The organism is Dyella acidiphila (genome assembly GCF_014863405.1).
Taxonomy (GTDB): domain Bacteria; phylum Pseudomonadota; class Gammaproteobacteria; order Xanthomonadales; family Rhodanobacteraceae; genus Dyella_B; species Dyella_B acidiphila.
In genome coordinates this window covers 575,052-592,066 of sequence record NZ_JACZZA010000001.1, presented here as the reverse complement: position 1 = coordinate 592,066, position 17,015 = coordinate 575,052, and the positions used below count along the sequence as shown (strand labels likewise).

At 64.7% G+C, this 17,015-nt stretch carries 10 protein-coding genes; 2 read left to right on the top strand and 8 right to left on the bottom strand.

The window, feature by feature from the left end:
- Positions 1–80: 80 nt before the first annotated feature.
- The 4 genes from IGX34_RS02745 to IGX34_RS02730 all read right to left on the bottom strand — a co-directional run bounded on the left by IGX34_RS02745 (position 81) and on the right by IGX34_RS02730 (position 7,427).
- The gene (locus IGX34_RS02745) at positions 81–1,679 is read right to left on the bottom strand and encodes a tetratricopeptide repeat-containing sulfotransferase family protein (RefSeq protein WP_192554121.1); all 1,599 of its coding nucleotides are present in this window, start codon (positions 1,677–1,679) and stop codon (positions 81–83) included.
- Positions 1,680–1,848: 169 nt separating this feature from the next.
- A complete protein-coding gene (locus IGX34_RS02740; RefSeq protein ID WP_192554120.1) occupies positions 1,849–4,923 on the bottom strand; it encodes a TonB-dependent receptor in 3,075 nt (1,024 codons plus the stop codon).
- Positions 4,924–5,523: 600 nt separating this feature from the next.
- The gene (grxD, locus tag IGX34_RS02735; protein ID WP_192554119.1) at positions 5,524–6,450 is read right to left on the bottom strand and encodes a Grx4 family monothiol glutaredoxin; all 927 of its coding nucleotides are present in this window, start codon (positions 6,448–6,450) and stop codon (positions 5,524–5,526) included.
- Between the two features lie 119 nt (positions 6,451–6,569).
- Entirely contained in the window at positions 6,570–7,427 is an 858-nt protein-coding gene (locus IGX34_RS02730) for a UDP-2,3-diacylglucosamine diphosphatase (protein ID WP_192554118.1), read from the bottom strand.
- A 166-nt stretch (positions 7,428–7,593) separates the two neighbouring features.
- On the opposite strand from IGX34_RS02730, the gene IGX34_RS02725 reads away from it, so the two are divergent.
- Positions 7,594–8,802 carry an aspartyl/asparaginyl beta-hydroxylase domain-containing protein gene (locus tag IGX34_RS02725; protein ID WP_192554117.1) on the top strand — a complete coding sequence of 403 codons (1,209 nt, stop codon included), beginning with the start codon at positions 7,594–7,596 and terminating at the stop codon, positions 8,800–8,802.
- A 4-nt stretch (positions 8,803–8,806) separates the two neighbouring features.
- Here the strand turns inward: IGX34_RS02725 and IGX34_RS02720 are convergent, their stop codons facing one another.
- The 4 genes from IGX34_RS02720 to IGX34_RS02705 form a co-directional block, all read right to left on the bottom strand.
- Positions 8,807–10,648, bottom strand: coding sequence for a tetratricopeptide repeat-containing sulfotransferase family protein (locus tag IGX34_RS02720; RefSeq protein ID WP_338015399.1), 1,842 nt, complete (start codon positions 10,646–10,648; stop codon positions 8,807–8,809).
- An 88-nt stretch (positions 10,649–10,736) separates the two neighbouring features.
- Positions 10,737–13,607, bottom strand: a complete 2,871-nt coding sequence (locus IGX34_RS02715) for a TonB-dependent receptor domain-containing protein (RefSeq protein ID WP_192554116.1) — start codon at positions 13,605–13,607, stop codon at positions 10,737–10,739.
- Positions 13,608–13,900: 293 nt separating this feature from the next.
- Positions 13,901–14,506, bottom strand: a complete 606-nt coding sequence (locus IGX34_RS02710) for an SGNH/GDSL hydrolase family protein (RefSeq protein WP_192554115.1) — start codon at positions 14,504–14,506, stop codon at positions 13,901–13,903.
- Between the two features lie 3 nt (positions 14,507–14,509).
- Positions 14,510–15,751 carry an aminotransferase class I/II-fold pyridoxal phosphate-dependent enzyme gene (locus tag IGX34_RS02705; protein ID WP_192554114.1) on the bottom strand — a complete coding sequence of 414 codons (1,242 nt, stop codon included), beginning with the start codon at positions 15,749–15,751 and terminating at the stop codon, positions 14,510–14,512.
- A gap of 208 nt (positions 15,752–15,959) precedes the next feature.
- On the opposite strand from IGX34_RS02705, the gene rsgA reads away from it, so the two are divergent.
- Entirely contained in the window at positions 15,960–17,015 is a 1,056-nt protein-coding gene (gene rsgA, locus IGX34_RS02700; protein WP_192554113.1) for a ribosome small subunit-dependent GTPase A, read from the top strand.

The following is a 17,015-nucleotide window of genomic DNA, read 5'->3' as shown; positions in this document are numbered from 1 at the left end:
TCCAGCCACGTTGCAGCAAAACAAAAAAAGCCGCCGGTCATCCGGCGGCTTTTTTTATGCATCGAGCGGATGCGGTGTGTTTAGCTTGTCGACTGCAGACGTGCGCGCAACGGCGCCAGCTGAGCTTCGTAATGCGCTGCGCGTGCGGTGCTCTTCTGCAATGGCTGGCGTACCTGGGCGGCGCTGGCGGTGCTGAGCACGGTGCGCGAGGTCTGGTGGAACGCCAGGCAGGCGGGATCGAAGTCCAGGCCGCAGAAATCCAGCAGGCGCCGAATCTGCGGCTCGCTGTCAGCGAGCAGGGCTTCATAGGAATAGTCCAGCACCTGCTGCGGATGACGCTGTTGCCAGTAATGGCAAAGACGCACGTAGTCGTTGTAGTAGCTCGCCATGTCGTCAAGGTCGTAGCTGAAATGCGAGCCGATGCTGAAGAGCTGGCGATAGCAGGCAAAACAGGTTTCCACGGCATCGCGATGGCAGTTGATCACGCGCGCGCCCGGCAGCATTGCCAGGGCCGCGCCCAGGTACTGCCAAGTCAGCATGTTCTTGTCGGTAAAGCGCGGGCGCTGCAGGCGCCAGCGCGCGGTGCGTGCGAGATAGTCGCGCCCCAGCCGCGCCCAGTCCTCGGCGGTGGCCGCCGCGACCCATTGCGGAAACGGCTGGCCGCGGCGTCTGGATTCTTCGTCGAGCACCTGCGGCAGATCGGTGATTTCGTCCGCACCTTCCACCTGCGGATGCGAGGCCAGGATCTGCTCGATCAGGGTGGAACCCGAGCGCGGCAAGCTGGCGATGAAAATGACTTCATGGCCCAGCGTCGGATCGAGCGGCGCCGGCATGGAGGCAGCAAACGCCGACATGATGGCGTCGACACGCGCGTGTTCTTCCGCAGCGCTCCAGCGCAACTGCGTGCGCTTCAGCGTATTGGCTTCGCGCAGCACCTCGAACGAAGCGGCGTAGGCGGCCTGGTCTTCCAGCGCCTTGGCCAGCGCGAAGCCGAGTCGGATGCGTGCATCGGCGGCCAGGCCCGGCTTGCGGAACGCGCGCTGCAGTAGCGTGACATCTTGTTCGCTAAGCGCTTCGGTCTTCAGATTGGCCAAGGCAAACCATGCTTCGGGATGCTCGGGCTGGCGGCGCAATACCTCGCGGTAGTTGGCGATCGCAGCGGCTACGTCGCCCAGGCTTAGCTGGGTATCGGCCAAGCTAAGGCGCGCCAGCATGTGTGCGGGATCGAGCTGCAGCACGCGCTCCATCGCCTGGCAGGCTTCCACGCGGCGCCATTGCACTTTCAAGGCCTTGCCCAGGTTGTACCAGGCCGGCGTCATCTGCGGCGCCAGTTCGCATGCGCGCTGGAAGGACGCCAGGGCCTGCTCCACCGCGCCGCGCTCGAACTGCGAGATGCCCAGATACATCACGGTGGGGGCGTCGTCGGCGCGCAGGCGAAGTGCATGCTCGAACGCCTCGACGGCCTTGGCGTGGTCGCCCTGCATTTGCGATGCGATGCCCAGCAGCATGTGGACTTCGGCGTTCTTCGGCGCCAAGGCCAGCGCGCTGATCAATGAGCGCTCGGCGATGCCTGGCTGGCCGCGGCCAAACGCCTGGCTGGCCTCCTCCAGAAAACGACGGGCGGTGGGCGACAAGCCAGCTGCACGATCTTCCGGCGATGGAGCCTGGTTTGCCGTCATGTTGCGTATCCCCGAAAGCCGCTGTGATCCAACGCGAAAGACTACATCAGCGGCCCGGGCGGCGGCGAAAAAAGAGGCCACCCCGAAGGATGGCCTGTGCTGGAGGAAAGCGACGCATGCCGCGTGAAAAAGGTGCGGACTCGTCCCTGAGCCCGCATGGGGAGCGACCTCAGAGCGTGAAGTCGTAGCGCGCGCCGAGGCGGACGTAGCGCGGATCCTGGAACGAACGCGGACGGAAGCAATCGATCACCGTTGCACCGGAAGCGTTCTCGCAGGACTCATACAGCTGCGTTACGCGCTGCTTGCCGAGCAGATTGAAAATATCCGCCGACAGCGTGAAGCGGTGATCGAGGAAGGCCGGCTGCCAGGCGGCGCTGAAGTCCAGGCCATACGTCCACGGGGTACGGCCCTTGGAGCCGCGTGCCGAGGGCTGGCCGTTGCACCAGAAATAGGCCGCCTGGTAATTCATCGGATCGCCGCCCGCCGATTCCGGACGCGCACCGATGCAGCTGATCGGCGTGCCGGAAGCAATGCGGGTGACCGTCGACAAGCGCCACTCCGGTGTCGGCTGATAGGTGCCGAGGATGCGGATCTGGTGTGTCTGGTCGTTGGCCAGCGGACCGTTGGTGTTTTCCATGATCTCCGGAAAATCCCAGCTTTCCGTGGTCGACACGTCGGCCTGCACGATGTCCGAATTCATCTGGCCTTCCGAATTGCCGTAGCTGCGCGAGAAGGTGTATTCGAAGCGGCCGTACCACTTGTCGCTGAACTGGTGCTCGGCGTACATGTCGAGCATGTAGTAGCGGCGTTTCGCCTTGGGCTCGCCGATTTCGGCGGCGGTGAGCGGCACATCCAGGTACTGGCCCGGTGCCGGCGACAGCACGAAGGTGCCGTGGTTGCCCGGGTTGAACAGCCAGCAGCCCGTGCTGCGCGCCAGGCCAGCGGCTACCTGGTCGCTCAGCCCATGCGCATCGCCCCAGGCCTGCAGCGGGCGCGCATCGCAGGTGTCGTCGATCAGGTTGCGCAGCACGCGGAACATCGCCTTCGCGCCGACCGTCCAGGTTTCCGACAGCTGCTTGTCGAAGCCGAGGATGAACTCGTCCTGGTAGTAGGTTTTCAGGTTCTTGATCGAAACGGTCTTGGCATCCGGCGGTACGCCGTTGGCACCGTTGTTGTAGTACGTACCGGAATAGGCCGCACCGGTGCTGATGCCGGTCGGCACGCCGGTGAGCGGATCGATGCCGGTGAAGCTGTAGTAGGTGGATGGGAAGGTGGACGGACCGGCGCCGCGCACCGCGACGCTGGTGGGCAGGCCCAGATGGTAGCGGCCGGCATTGGCGTACACCTTCAGCGTGCTGTCGCCGTATACGTCCCACGACACACCCAGGCGCGGATCGAGCTGATGGCGTTCGCGTGCATACGCCTGGCCGATACCGTTGTAGTTGGTGAACTGTTCGTTGCGCAGGCCGATGTAGGCATGCCAGCGATCCGTCACCTGCCAGTTGTCTTCCACGAATTCCGAACGCTGCGCGGTGCGTGCCGAGGTGCCGGTGCTGAGGCCGGTGGATTCCGCGTACCAGCCGTTGGCGAAGTTGGCCGGGTTGTACAGCGTCGGACTCAGGCCGAGGTTGGTAAGGCGCTGCTGGATCGCCTGGCCGTTCCCGACGTCGTAGTAGCGCCACTGCGTGCCGCCTACAGGCGCGCTGCCCCAGGTGGCGCGCAGGTTGTAGTTGTCCATGCCGGCGCGCAGATCGTGATCGCCGAGGCGATATTCGACGTTGAGGCTCCAGCCCGCAGTGCTGTCCTTCGAGCCGGGGCGCAGCACGGTGGAGTTGCCGAACTGGCAGCTCGGCGCCGGATTGGTGGCAGCGATGGCGCGGTTGTCCTGGATCGAGGGACAAGCCGAACCACCCTGGCCAGTGAGCGTCTGCATGTGATCGGAATTGCTCTTGCCGTACATCGCGTTGATCGTCAGGTCATCGGTGATGTAACCGGTGTAGTGCGCGATGTAGACGTTGCCGCCCGGCGTGCCGTTGGTCTGCGTGCCGTTGTAGTTCTTGGTGTACTGATGGCCGAGATAGCCGGTGTTCTGGCCGCTGAGGTAGTTGTAGCCGTAGATCTGCGAATCGGTCTGTTCGTCGTCGCCGATGGCGGTGAATTCGACGATGTTGCTGTCGGTGATGTTCCAGTCGACCTTGGCCAGCCAGCGGGTGATGCGGTTGTTGTCGTTCTGCGCGGTGGAGCCGGCAGTCTGCGGCGTGTACAGCTGGTCGTTGGAGTGGATCGCATCGGCGGCGCCGAAGAAGAACAATTTATCCTTGATCAGCGGGCCGCCGATCGAGCCCGAGTACTGCAGCTCATCCCTGTCGCGGCCGGCGTAGTTGTTGCCGATCTGGTAGAGCGAGCCGTCGCGGCGATGCACATTGCGCGGCTCCTGCGCCAGCGCGCTGGGCGACCAGAACATCTGCACGTCGCCCTTCCAGTCGTTGGTACCGCGCTTGGAGACCACGTTGATCACGCCGCCGGTGGAGCGGCCGTATTCGGCGCCGTAGCCGCCGATCAGTACCTGTTCCTGGTCGATCGCGTCATACGGCAGCTGGCGCGAACTCACGCCGGTGAGCGGATTGGTGACCGAAAATCCGTTGATGTAGAACGAGTTCTCCGAGGCCGACGAACCGCCGAACGACAACGCATTGCCATAGCCGCGCGCTGCCGGCACGGTGCCCGGCGCCAGCAGCGCGATCGAACTGATCGACGTGCGCGCAATCGGCAGCTCGGACAGCTGGGTGGCGTTGAGTACGGTGCGCGAGTCCACCGACGATACGTCGATCGCCGGCATCGAATTGGCGGTGACGCTTACCGTGCCGAGGTTCTTGGCATTGGCCGCGCTGGCGGCGTTGGCGAACGACACCTCGGTACCGCTGCTGATCGTGGTCTGTACGTTGTTGCGGCTGTCGATCACCTTGCCATCGCGGATCACCGACACCGAATACGAGCCGATCGGCAGCGACGCCGCGCGATAGCGGCCTTGCGAATCGGTGGTGAGGTCGCGGCGCAGGCCGGTCTGCGCGCTTTCGATGTGGATAGTTGCGCCGGCTTCGGCCTGGCCGAAGATCACGCCGGTAGAGTTCGATTGCGCGTGCAGCACGCCGGCGGCAAGGCTGAGGCCGAGCGATACGGCAAAGGCGATCTGTCGTCGCGCAGGCAGGAAACCTTCGCGGCGCTTGGCATGGCTGGAAATCATGGTTGAACCTCGGTTGATGATGATTGTTCTCGTTGCTGCGCCTGGAACTTTCATCGAACCGGTCTGCCGCCCACGGCGAAGCCGCGCACGAGGCTCCAGCCTCGTCCTGCGATACCTCTGGTTGGGTGGCTTGCTATGCCCGATTCGACCGGGTGTCCCCACACCCGGGAGGCCGGTCCGGCGGCGATGCCGTTACAACCAGGCCGCGTACGAAATTACGAAATGCCAAATTCTTACGCAATGCTTACGAAAAGATGGCGAAATTTTTTACGGACGAAGTTGGCACGCTTTGCGCGTGGCATATGCGCCATGGCGGGTAGTCAAACTTAGCTACTTAATATTATTAGGGAATTTCCCAGAGACTGGCTGGCCGTTGCGGCGCTGCACGATGTCCAGCCGCCGTCAGCATGGGCAGTCAATCGCAAGTTTTTACTTAACGGTAGTTAAATCCAATCGTATTTTTTTGTGATTTCCTGGTCGGAATAGACCGAGAAATGCGGGTCCCTGCTGCCTTATTCAGTTGTCCCCGAGGCGCTACAGGCACAAAAAAAGCACGGGACCCTGAGGTCCCGTGCTTGGGTTCATGCGCGAAGCTGGAGATCAGTAACGCGGAACGCTGCTGTCGATCTCGGCCGCCCATGCGTCCATGCCGCCATCCACGCTGTAGATGTCGGTGAAGCCGTGCGCGATGAAGCGCTCGGCCGCGCTACGGCTGGAAATGCCGTGGTGGCAGATAAAGGCCAGTGCGGTGTCCTTGGGCAGCGCGGCCAGCGCGGCGTAGCCCTCTTCTTCCAGCACACGCGCCTGCGGCAGCGGCGCAGCCAGCTGGCGGCCCTGGGCCGGGCGCACGTCGATCAGGGTGATGTCGCCTTTGGCCAGACGCTGCTGCAGCTCCTGCACGCTCATCGACTTCAGCTCGGTGCCGGCGCCGGGAAATTTCAGGCTCAGGCCTTCGCCCTGCATGGTGGAGACCCAGTCGATCACGATGCCCTTGGCGCGCTGTGCGCTGGCCGGATCGAAGTGCACTTCGATGCCGTTGGCCACCACTACGATGTCATGCTCGCTGCCCGGCGCCAGCTGGAAGCCGGCGCTGTGGTCCGGGCCGATTTCCAGATGCAGCGCGAGCCCCTGTGCATTCGACGTGCCCTGACGGATCGCCTCGGCGGCCTTGTCGGTAATGGTGATCTGCGGCGGCGTGCGGTCCGGCGCGGAGGCGCCGAACAGCTGGTGCAGCTCGCCGCTGCCGTACATCTGGCGAATGATGTCGGCGCCGCCGACCAGCTCGCCGTCGACATACAGCTGCGGAATGGTCGGCCAGTTGCCGAACGCCTTGATGCCCTCGCGGATCTCCGAATCCTCCAGCACGTTCACCGTGTGGTAGTCGGGCAGCAGCTCGTTGAGCGTATTGGTGGCGGCGGCGGAAAAGCCGCACATCGGCTGTTGGCGCGTGCCTTTCATGAACAGCACCACGCGGTGGTCTTTGAGCAGGCTTTCGATTCGGTCGCGGGTGGCGCTGTCGAGGGACATGGAAGGCTCCGGCAAAAGAGGGACATTGTATCCCCCTGCATATGCAGGCGGGTCGGCCATGTTCCAAGGTGGGATGTTGCCGGCCCTCCCCTGCGGGGCAGGGGAGGTCGTCCAGGGGATCAGGCGGCGGGGCGCAGCTCGTCCAGGTCGCGCTTGCGGCGGGCCAGCGGGGCCAGCGCCAGGGCGGCGGTGGGCGACGGCAGTACCAGTTCGCGGCTGGCGCGGCCCAGGGCAGTGGGCTGCTCGCTCCAGTGGATCAGCTCCATCGCGCCAATCTCGTCTTCGACCAGCGCGGTGCAGTGTTCCACCCAGTCGCCATCGTTGAGGTAGACCACGCCGTCGATGGTGCGCACCTGGCCGTAATGGATATGGCCGCAGATATGCCCGTCCATGCCGCGCTCGCGCGCATCGGCGGCGACGCGTTCCTCGTAAGCGCGGATATAGGCCAGCGCCTTGCCGATATGCGATTTCACGATAATCGACAGCGGCAGGTACGGCAGCGCCATGCGTCGGCGCCAGGCATTCACGCGGCGATTGCTCCAGCAGATGAAGCGGTGCATGGCTTCGCCGATATGCAGCATCCAGCTGCGGCCGATCTGCTCGGGATCGTATTCGTCGCCGTGGCTGACCCGGTAGCGGCGTCCGTCCGCGCCTACGTGCACGGCATCCAGTTCGATGCGCACGCCGCAGATCGATTGCCCGACCATGCCGCGCAGCGGCGCGTCGTGGTTGCCGGGGATATAGGTGACCTCAACCCCGCGCCGTGCCATGTCGAGCACTTCGGCGATGACGGTGCTGTGGTCCTGATGCCACCACTTGCGGCGGCCCAGAGCTTCGAGATCGATGATGTCGCCCACCAGGTACAGCTTCTGGCACTGCAGATTGCGCAGGAAATCCAGCAGGTAGGCCGCCTTGCAATCAGGCGTGCCCAGGTGGACATCGGAGATGAAAACGCTGCGGCAGCGGAGGATGGCCATGGCGTCGGTTCCCGGTTGGTTGCCGGGTGCCCAGTCTCGTCCTGCAAGGTCACCGGGTGATGGCGAAAAGGTTGCAAACAGGTTGCCGCCACGGCTTTTTGCGCGCAGGAACTGGGAAAAACCGCGGTCGGTATGCGATAAGAGCCGCGAGGGGAGGGAAACAGCCATGAACCTGCCAGTCGCCACGCCGCTTGCGCAATGGCGCGAAGCCGCGCATGCCAGCCTGCAGCGCGGCGAGCTGCAGCAGGCCGCGGCGTTGTTCCAGCGGATCCTGGAACAACTGCCGGACGACGTGGAAGCGCTGCAGGTGCTGGGCACCGCGCAGTTGGCGGCCGGCGATTTTTCCGCCGCCGCCCAGACCTTGCAGCAGGCACTGCAGCGGGCGCCAGAGTTGTTCGTGGAGCGGCTGCGCCTGGGCGTGGCGCTGGAACGGCTTGACCGCCCGCAGGACGCACTGACCGCCTATTTCGGCGCCTTGCGTACAGCGCAGAACCAGGGACGCTGGCTTGGCGATGACACCACCGCACCGGGCCTGCGCGACGCGGTGAAGCACTCCATGCGCTACGTCGATGCAGGCCGTCCGGCCTGGTTCCGGCAGGTACTTGAACCTTTGCAGCAGCGCTACGGTGTCGCCCAGATGCGCCGGGTGGCGGATTGCCTGGCGAGCTATCTCGGCGAGCGTCCTGTCGCCACGCCGGATCCGCGCCAGCGACCCAAATTCCTCTATTTCCCCGGCCTGCCCAGCCAGCCTTATTACCCGCGCGAACGCTTCCCCTGGCATGCCGAGCTCGAAGCGGCCACCGCATCGATCCGGCAAGAGCTGCAGGCTGTGCTGGCGCAGCGCGATAGCCTGGAAGCTTTTCTGGACGCACCGCCGCCGGGCCAGATGCAACAGGCCATGTTGCAATCGTCGGGGCCGCAGCCTGCTGCCTGGGATGCTTATTTCTTCTATCGGCATGGCGAGCGTTACGACGCCCATGCCGCGGCCTGTCCACGCACGGCTGCGTTGCTGGACGGCCTGCCGCTCACGCGCATCCCCGGCCACGCGCCCGAAACGCTGTTCTCCGTATTGACCCCCGGCACGCATATCCTGCCGCACACCGGCGTCACCAACCTACGCCTGGTCACCCATCTGCCCTTGCTGGTGCCAGCCGATTGCGCCCTGTGTGTCGGTGGTGAGCTGCACGCATGGCGCGAGGGCCATTGCGTCACTTTCGACGACACCTTCGAGCACGAAGCGTGGAATCGCAGCGCGGAAACCCGCGTGGTATTGATTCTGGATAGCTGGAATCCCGATCTGACCGATGCCGAGCGCGTCGCGGTCACCGAATTGATCGAAGCGATCGGTCAGTTCAATCGCGCAAGCGGTGCCTGATGCGCTATGCGGCGTAGCCCAGTCGTTCCAGTAGCGGACGCAGCAGCGGCAACACGGGCTCGAACATCTCGCGGTATGCATGCCAGCGATGCACGGCGTGGCCGTGGATGCCCTGCGTTACCTGCGCATAGCTGGGTGTACTGATGTAGCGCTTGCTGCGCGCGTGCTCGGCGAAGCGCGCCATCGGTCCGGCATTGTCCAGATCCAGGAAATGACCCAGTTGCAGCACCTGCTCGTCGAAGTGCGACACCACCGATTCGTAGCGCCATTCCAATACCCGTGGCGCCAACACTTCGACCTGGTCGAACCAGTGCTCGAACGCGCGCACGTAGCCACGCACCAAGCGTTGCAGCGAACTGCACATCACCATGAAGGCCGGCGAGCGGAACGATTGCATGTAGCAACTCAGCAATACGTCGCAGGGATGGCGCAGGCACAGGATGATGCGCGCTTGCGGAAACAGGCGCGCGATCATCGGCAGGCACAGCATGTTGAGCGGATTCTTGTCGACCAGCCGCCGTGCACCAAGCTCGGGCACTACCTTGCGCACCATCTGGGTATAGACGGCACGCAGCTGCGCGGCATCCGTGTCGGTGAGATCGGCCAGTGCGGACGGATAGGGCTGGCCGGCCAGCCGCATGCGCTCGGTGAGTTCGTGGATGAAGGCGCGTTCGTCCATCGCGCAAAAGTCCGGATGTGCATCCAGCATTTGTTCCAGCAAGGTGGTGCCGGAGCGCGGAAAGCCCAGCACGAAAACCGGATTCTGGTCCTCGCGTGGCGGTGGTAGCGGTGCCCAGCGCGCGTATTCGCTGCGGCTGACGAGCAGGTCGGCCATCGCCAGCGGCTGGCTGTCTTCGCCGGTCAGCTCAGGCACGATGCCTTGGGCGATAGTGAGCTGCGCGGCATGCGCCTGCTGCAAGGCAGCCCATGCCGCGTGCTGCCGTTGCTGTCGATCACAGGCGGCGGCCAGGCCGAATGCGGCTTGCGCACGTGCGTCTGCGTCCTCGGTGCTGGCGAGGATGCGTCGGTACAGCTGTTCGGCGCTGGCTGTGTCGCCGCGCCGCATGGCTACTGCCGCATGGGTCAGCCAAGCCGCGCAGAGTAGTTGCGGATCATCTGGCGGCAGTTCCTGCAGAGGCAGTTGTGTGAGTTCTGTTTCGGCCTGCTCCAGCCGGTTGCTGCGTTCGAGCAGCGCGGCGCGCATGGCGATGATGCGCAGGCGCAGAGAGGGTGCGCTGTGATCGCCCGGTAGCAGTGCCTGGTCCAGGGCGTGGAATGCTTCGTCCTGGCGTCCCAGTGTGGACAGCATGCGGGCCAGGGTCAGCGCCTGCTCGGCGGGCTGCGGTGGCCATGTCGCGGCGTTTTCCAGCATCGCTTCCTCGCCCAGGCTGTCGCCGCAGACATGGCAGGCATGCGCGGCCTGCAGGCGCGCCTCGATCAAACCGGGAGCCAGTTGCACGGCATCCAGCAAGGTCTCGCGTGCGGCCAGCCAGTGTTGCTGTTGCAGCTGGAGCAGGCCGAGGTTGTAGTGCACGTCGGCGTGTTGCGGCGCCAGCGCCAAGGCGCGCCGCAACGCCTGCTCGGCCGTAGGCACGTCGCCGGTTTCGCGCGCGACCAGGCCCAGATTGTTCCAGTACTCGAAGGTTTGCGGTCTGAGCTGGGTCAGGCGCAGCAGCAGCGGCAGGGCTTCGGTTGCCCGTCCCGTGGCACGCAAGGCCAGGGCGCGCAGCAGCAGTTCGATTTCATGCTCGCCGGACAAGCTTTCGCTCAAGGTCAGCACGCGCTGCATCTCGCCCTGTTCGAAGGCGGCGAGCATCTCGGCGGTACTGGAGCGGGAGGCATCCACGCGGCGGGTCCCCATGTCGTGCGTCGGCCCTCCCCGGCGACAGGCCGGGGAGGGCATCGATCATGGCACGAAGTACGGCGTCGGCGGCTTAGAATTTCACCGTCGCACGCGCCCAGTAGTAGCGGCCCAATACGTCATACGTAGCGGTGTCGACGTTGTAGTTCAGGCCGTTCTGATAAATCAGCGGGGGCGTCTTGTCGGTGATGTTGTCCACGCCGAATTCGAAGCGGGTCTTGATGGACGGCACCGTATAGGCGATCTGTGCCGAGTGATACAGCACCGAGGCCATCGGTGCGCTGGCGCCGGTGATGTAGTCGGCGTTGAGGTTGGTGAGGTGGTTGATGTAGCGCGTTTGCCATTGCGCACTCCAGTTGCCCAATGACCAGTTGAGCGTGAGCGTGCCGCGCCAGCGGGCGATATTGCCGAATTGCTGCGTGTAGGTGCCGGCGTAGTTGACCGTCTTCGCACCCGGCTGGCCGGGCGTGGCGTTGTTGTAGAACGAGCCGGTATAGGTCGTGTTGAGCCCCAGCTTGAAATTGCCGGGATTGAAGCTGCCCAGGTCGAAGTGCGGAATGGAGTAGGTGGTGCTGAAATCCACGCCGCTGGTGCTCAAGGTGCCCAGGTTCACTTCCGGGGTGTTCATGTAATAGATCGCGCCGGCCAGTGCATTGTTGCTGGGATAGCGATGGATGAAGTTGCAGTACGGGCTGCCGCCATTGGCAAAGCACGCATCCAGCACGGTCTGCGCCGCCAGCGGCGTGAGCAGATCGTGCAGGTTGATGCGCCACAGATCGACGGTGGAGGAGAAACCTTCCAGCCAGCTCGGCGAATACACCAGCCCAAAGTCGTAGGACATGCCCTGCTCGGGCCGCAAATTGACGCCTGCGGGTTTGCCGCCGGAGTAGTAGCCGGTGATCTGCGGATTCGGATTGCCTGCCCATTGCGGCGGCACGTTCTGGCACGCTGCCGAATGCGCTGCCAGCGCCGCACTGCTGAGTCCCACGCAGGGATCGTTGATGGTGGGATTGGCGATGGTGATGCCGTCGAACTGCTCATCCAGGTTGGGCGCGCGGAAGACCTGGGTGGCGGTGGCGCGTACCAGCAAGTCGGCAATCGGGCGGTACTCCAGCGCGATCTTCTTGTTGGTGGTGGTGCCGGAGGTGCTGTAGTCGGAGGCGCGGATGCCAAGATCCAGGTTCAGCGAATACACGCCCGGCTTGCCCGACAGCAGCGGCAGCAAGGTTTCTGCGTACAGTTCCTTGACGTTGTCGCTGCCGCGACCGGGCGAACCGCAGGCTTCGGCCAGCACCGCGCAGGTGGCGGTGCCCGGATCGAGAATCGCATCCGGCGTCACCGTGTAGTTCATCGAGTTCCAGCGGTACAGCGCGCCGGTGGAGAGCTGGATCGCGCCGGCGGGCAGATCCCACAGCTCGCCGGAGGCATTGAACTGCAGTTGCTTCATCGTGGCGGTGTAGACATAGGTGGGCGAATCCACGCCGTTCTTCAGCGCGCCGGTTACCGCCGGGTCGGCCTGATCGAAGATGTTGCCGCCGGCATTGATGACCGCCTGCAGGTCGGCAATGTTCACTTCGTTGTAGTCGACCTGCTTGCGGTTGGTGTAGCCGTAATCGAGGCTCGCATCCCAGATCCAGCTGCTCTGCCCGAAGTGACCGCGCAGGCCCGTATTGACCTGCAGATTGTCGGTATCGAAGGTGTGCAGGCGCGTGCCCAGGCCGGTCAGGCGCGTATTCATCACGTAGCTGGTGCCGGTGTAGCCCGGCGGCGTGCCGAAGGTGACGCCGAACGGATTGATCGGGTTATTCGCCGCCACGTACCAGCCGTCGCTGGTGCCGGTGGGCGAGGACGCATCCTGCCCGGCAGAGTTGGTGCGGTTGAAGAACACGTTGGCGAACGCCGTCAGGTTCGGCGTGATGTTGTAGTTGCCGAGGGTGAAGAAGTTCACCCGCTTCTGCTCGGTCTGAATGTAGTTGTAGGCGTTGTAGTTGAAGGTGTCGCCCGGGCCGCCGTAGCAGCGGTAATCGCCGAGGCTGCTGCCGGTGCCATGCGACAGCGTCACATAGGTGTTGCCCGCGCCGTTGACGCTGCAGCCGCCCGGCGAGAGCCCGGCAGGAATCAGGATGCGGCCGGTTGGGATGGTGCCGGAGCCTTGCGGGGTGACGACACCGCTGGACAGATACAGCGCGTGCTGCGAGAAGCTGCGCCGGGTGGCCAGCACTGGCGTGTATTTGTTCCAGTCGATGCCCGCCACGATGTTGCCCTGCGCACCGCTGGCGCCGGTGGTGAAGCTGAAGCCGCGGCGCTGGCCGTCGCCGTGGCTGGAGATGCCATCGTTGACGCTGGCTTCGGCGCCCTTGAAATCGGTACGCAGATGGAAGTTCACCACGCCGCCGACGGCATCCGAACCGTAGGCGGTGGAGGCGCCTTCGGCCAGCACGTCCACGCTTTGGATCATGTTCTGCGGAATCATGTTGAGATCCGCGTTGGCCATGCGCTGGCCATCTACCAGCACCAGGGTGCGATTGGCGCCCAGGCCGCGCAGCGAGACGCGCGATGCGCCATCGCCGCCCTCCAGCGTGGGGCTGGCGACGCCGCCGCCGTTGCTGTTGTTGGACGGGTTGGTGGCGTAGCCGGAAATGCTCGGCAGTTGCTGCAATACATCGCCCAGCGTGGGGCTGCCGTTATTGGTGATGGCGGTGCGATCGAGCGTGATCACCGGACTGGCGGTTTCCGTATCCACGCGGCGAATCAGCGAGCCGGTGACGGTTACCGCCGACAGCGTCTTGGGCTTGGCCGGCGGACTCTGCTCGCCGGTGTTCTGGTTAGAGGGGTTCTGCGGCGGGACGGTGTCTTGCGCATGGACAACTACTGCAGAAGAGGCGAGGCCGACCGACAGCGCCAGACGCACCGCTATGGACAAGCGATTGTAGTGAGCTTGCATGATGTCTCCCCGAATGAATGGCCAAGGAGGAACACCGATACAACCCGGCACGCCCGTGCTTTCCCCGTGCTTCACGGGACGTGTAATCCGGACATCCGATCAGGGATGCTTTGCCTAGTGCTCCCCCTGGAGCAACTCTTTCAAGAAACTGACGAAGAGTAAATACTTGCGGGCAAATACTTGCGGCAAGTTTCGTGAACCAGGCCACGGGCGCCGCAGCTCGCGCTGCCGCGCTTAGCTGTCGTGACATGTCCTGTCACTTTCTGTTTCTTTCCGGGCGAAAGCGGGAAAGGTCAGTGCTGCGCCAGCGCAGCGGCCACGGCGGGCTCGATGGCCTCGGTCCATAGCGCATATTGGGCGCCGGACGGGTGCAGCCCGTCGGAGGCGACCAGGCTCGCGTGATCGCGGGAGATGCCGGTGATATTCACGAAACGGGCCCCCGCCGCGAGCGCCTCCTCGCGGGCGATTGCGTTGAACGCATCCAGTTCGGCCGCAATTTGCTGCAGATTGCGGCCGCTCCGGTGGCCGAACGGGGTGACGCCCCAGTCGGGAATGGATACCACCACCACGCGTGCCGCACGCTTGCCGGCCAGGGTGGTGGCACGCATCAGCAAGGTGCGCAACTGCGCGCGGTATTCCTCTGCCGCGCGGCCGCGGTATTGATTGTTGACGCCGATCAGCAGGGTGACCAGGTCGTAGCTGGCGCCCAGTTCGGCCTTGTCCATGCCGTCCGACAGTTCGTCGGTGGTCCAGCCGGTGACGGCGACGATTTGCGGATCGTCGATGGCAAAGGCGCGTGCGCGCAGCTTTTCGGCCACCTGTACCGGCCAGCGTGCCTGGGCGGGCACGTCTTCGCCGATGGTGTAGGAATCGCCCAGGGCCAGGTAACGCAGCGGCATGGATCAGGCGATCGCGGCGCGCGGAGTCTGTTCGGCGGCCATCCGTTCCAGCACGCGCTCGATGCGCACGAACACGTCGCGCAGTTGCGCCGGCTGCGGCAACAGAGTCAGGCGCACATGGCGGCTGGTCGGTACGTTGAAGCTGGAGCCAGGCACCACCAGCACCGATTCTTCTTCCAGCAGGCGCAGGGCGAAGGTGTCGTCGTTGAAGTTGGCGATGCGGTCGGTACGCACGCGCGGGAAGGCGTACAAGGCGCCGCCCGGGGTGACCAGGTCCAGATAATCGCTGGCGGCGACGCCTTCCAGCACGGCCTTGCGTGCCTCATGCAGGCGGCCGCCCGGTGCGGTAAGCGCACCGATGGTGGGCGTGTCCTGCAGCGCCGGAATCACCGCCCATTGCGCAGTGACGTTGGCGCACAGGCGCAGTGCCGCCAGCAGCTGCAGCGCATCGCGGTATTCGCGCGTGCTGGCCACATCGCCCGACAGGCTGAGCCAGCCGACCCGATAGCCGCAGGCGCGATGCACCTTGCTCAGGCCGCCGAAGCTGATGCACGGGGTATTGCCCGCCACCTGCGCCACCGGCTGGAAATGGGTGCCGTCGTAAAGGATCTCGTCATAGATCTCGTCGCACAGCAACAGCAGGCGATGGCGTGCGGCAATGGCAACGATCTGTTCCAGCAGCGCGCGCGGATACACCGCGCCGGTGGGATTGTTCGGATTGATCAGTACCAGCGCCCGCGTGCGCGGCGTGACCAGCGCCTCGATTTCTTCCGGATCCGGCAAATGCCGGTTTTCCGCCAGGCAGCGGTAGTAGCGCGGCACGCCGCCGTTGAGAATGGTGGCGGCGCTCCACAGCGGGTAGTCCGGGCTGGGCAGCAGCACTTCGTCGCCCGGCTGCAGCAGGGCGCGCAGGCTGAGATCGATCAGCTCGCTGACGCCGTTGCCGATAAAGATGCGTTCCACTTCCACCTGGCGCGCGCCGCGGGCGCGCTGCTGCGCGGCAATCGCCTCGCGCGCTTCTTCCAACCCCTGCTCGTGGCCATAGGCTTCGCTTTCGTGCAGGTGCGCGGCAATGGCCTGGCGCAGATGCTCCGGCACGGTAAAGCCATAGCGGGCAGGGTTGCCGATATTGAGCTTGATGATCGGCAGCCCGGCCGCTTCCAGTTCGCGTGCACGGCGGGTCAGCGCACCACGGATTTCATAGCGCACCTCATTCAGATGCGCACTGGGTTTGATCGAGGCCAACGGCTTAGTCCTTATTTCTTCGGGGAAACCCGGCCTGCCGCCGGTTCTTGCGTCGATGCTAACAGCGTGTGCGGGCGCTGTGGGGCTCTGAATCGGGCGAAAAAAGGCATCGGATATGCGGGTTTTTCCTTTCACCACGGTGTGCCCCGAGCGTCCATGCGGTATGTCCATTCCCCGTCGACCCCAGCTCCCGGCATAATCGAACCCCATGAGCGATGCCCAGACCATCGAACAGCTCCGCCACATCGGCTGGCGGGGCGATGCCTTGCCAGCCGACGGACGGCGGTTGGCGCGAGTGGTGGCGCAGCATCGCGCCGGCTACGAATTGCACGATGGCGTCGATACCTTCGGCGCCCAGCCGGCCGGACATTTCCTCAAGCGCGGGCTGGATCCGGCCGAACGGCCGGCGGTCGGCGACTTCGTCGAAGTGGAGCCGGGCAAGCCGCCGCATATTCTTGCCGTGCAGGCGCGCCGCACCGTGCTGTCGCGCGCCGCGGCGGGCGAGCGCTATGAGCGCCAGGTGATCGCCACCAATATCGATTACGTGCTGGTGCTGACCGGGCTGGATGGCGACTTCAATCCGGCGCGCATCGAGCGTTACCTGTCCCTTACCGAGGGTTCGGGTGCGCAGCCGGTGGTCATCCTGAGCAAGCTCGACCAGCGCGAGGATGCCGAGGCCTGCGTGGCCGACCTGCGCGTGCGCTTGCCGGTGGGCACGCCGATCCATGCCATTAACGGCAAGGACCCGGCCAGCGTCGCGGTGCTGGCGGCCTACCTCAAGCCGGGCGACAGCGCCGTGCTGGTCGGTTCTTCCGGCGCCGGCAAGTCGACCCTGACCAACACCTTGCTGGGTACCGAGCGCATGGCCACCAGTGCGGTGCGCAGCCATGACAGCCGCGGCCGCCACACCACCACCCATCGCGCCTTGCTGCAGTTGCCTAGCGGCGGCTGTCTGATCGATACGCCGGGGATGCGCGAGCTGAAGCTTACCGGTGAAGAAAACCTCGATCTGTTCGCCGATATCGACGCATTGGCCGAGAACTGCCGCTTCGCCGATTGCGGGCATGGCAGCGAGCCGGGCTGCGCGGTGCAGGAAGCCTTGCACGACGGCGAACTGTCGGCCGAGCGCTGGCGCAATTATCTGAAGCTGCGCGACGAGCGCGAAGAGCAGGCGAACATGCTGGAGTCGCGCCTGCGCCGCCAGCGCGGCGGCCGGCCGGTAGTGAAAACGCATGGGCCGCGCGGTTCGCGTGAGCGGGAGTGA

Excerpts from the sequence above, each read along its gene's own strand:
- IGX34_RS02745 (WP_192554121.1), bottom strand. The coding sequence starts at position 1,679 with ATGACGGCAAACCAGGCTCCATCGCCGGAAGATCGTGCAGCTGGCTTG.
- IGX34_RS02740 (WP_192554120.1), bottom strand. The coding sequence starts at position 4,923 with ATGATTTCCAGCCATGCCAAGCGCCGCGAAGGTTTCCTGCCTGCGCGA.
- grxD (WP_192554119.1), bottom strand. The coding sequence starts at position 6,450 with ATGTCCCTCGACAGCGCCACCCGCGACCGAATCGAAAGCCTGCTCAAA.
- IGX34_RS02730 (WP_192554118.1), bottom strand. The coding sequence starts at position 7,427 with ATGGCCATCCTCCGCTGCCGCAGCGTTTTCATCTCCGATGTCCACCTG.
- IGX34_RS02725 (WP_192554117.1), top strand. The coding sequence starts at position 7,594 with ATGAACCTGCCAGTCGCCACGCCGCTTGCGCAATGGCGCGAAGCCGCG.
- IGX34_RS02715 (WP_192554116.1), bottom strand. The coding sequence starts at position 13,607 with ATGCAAGCTCACTACAATCGCTTGTCCATAGCGGTGCGTCTGGCGCTG.
- IGX34_RS02710 (WP_192554115.1), bottom strand. The coding sequence starts at position 14,506 with ATGCCGCTGCGTTACCTGGCCCTGGGCGATTCCTACACCATCGGCGAA.
- rsgA (WP_192554113.1), top strand. The coding sequence starts at position 15,960 with ATGAGCGATGCCCAGACCATCGAACAGCTCCGCCACATCGGCTGGCGG.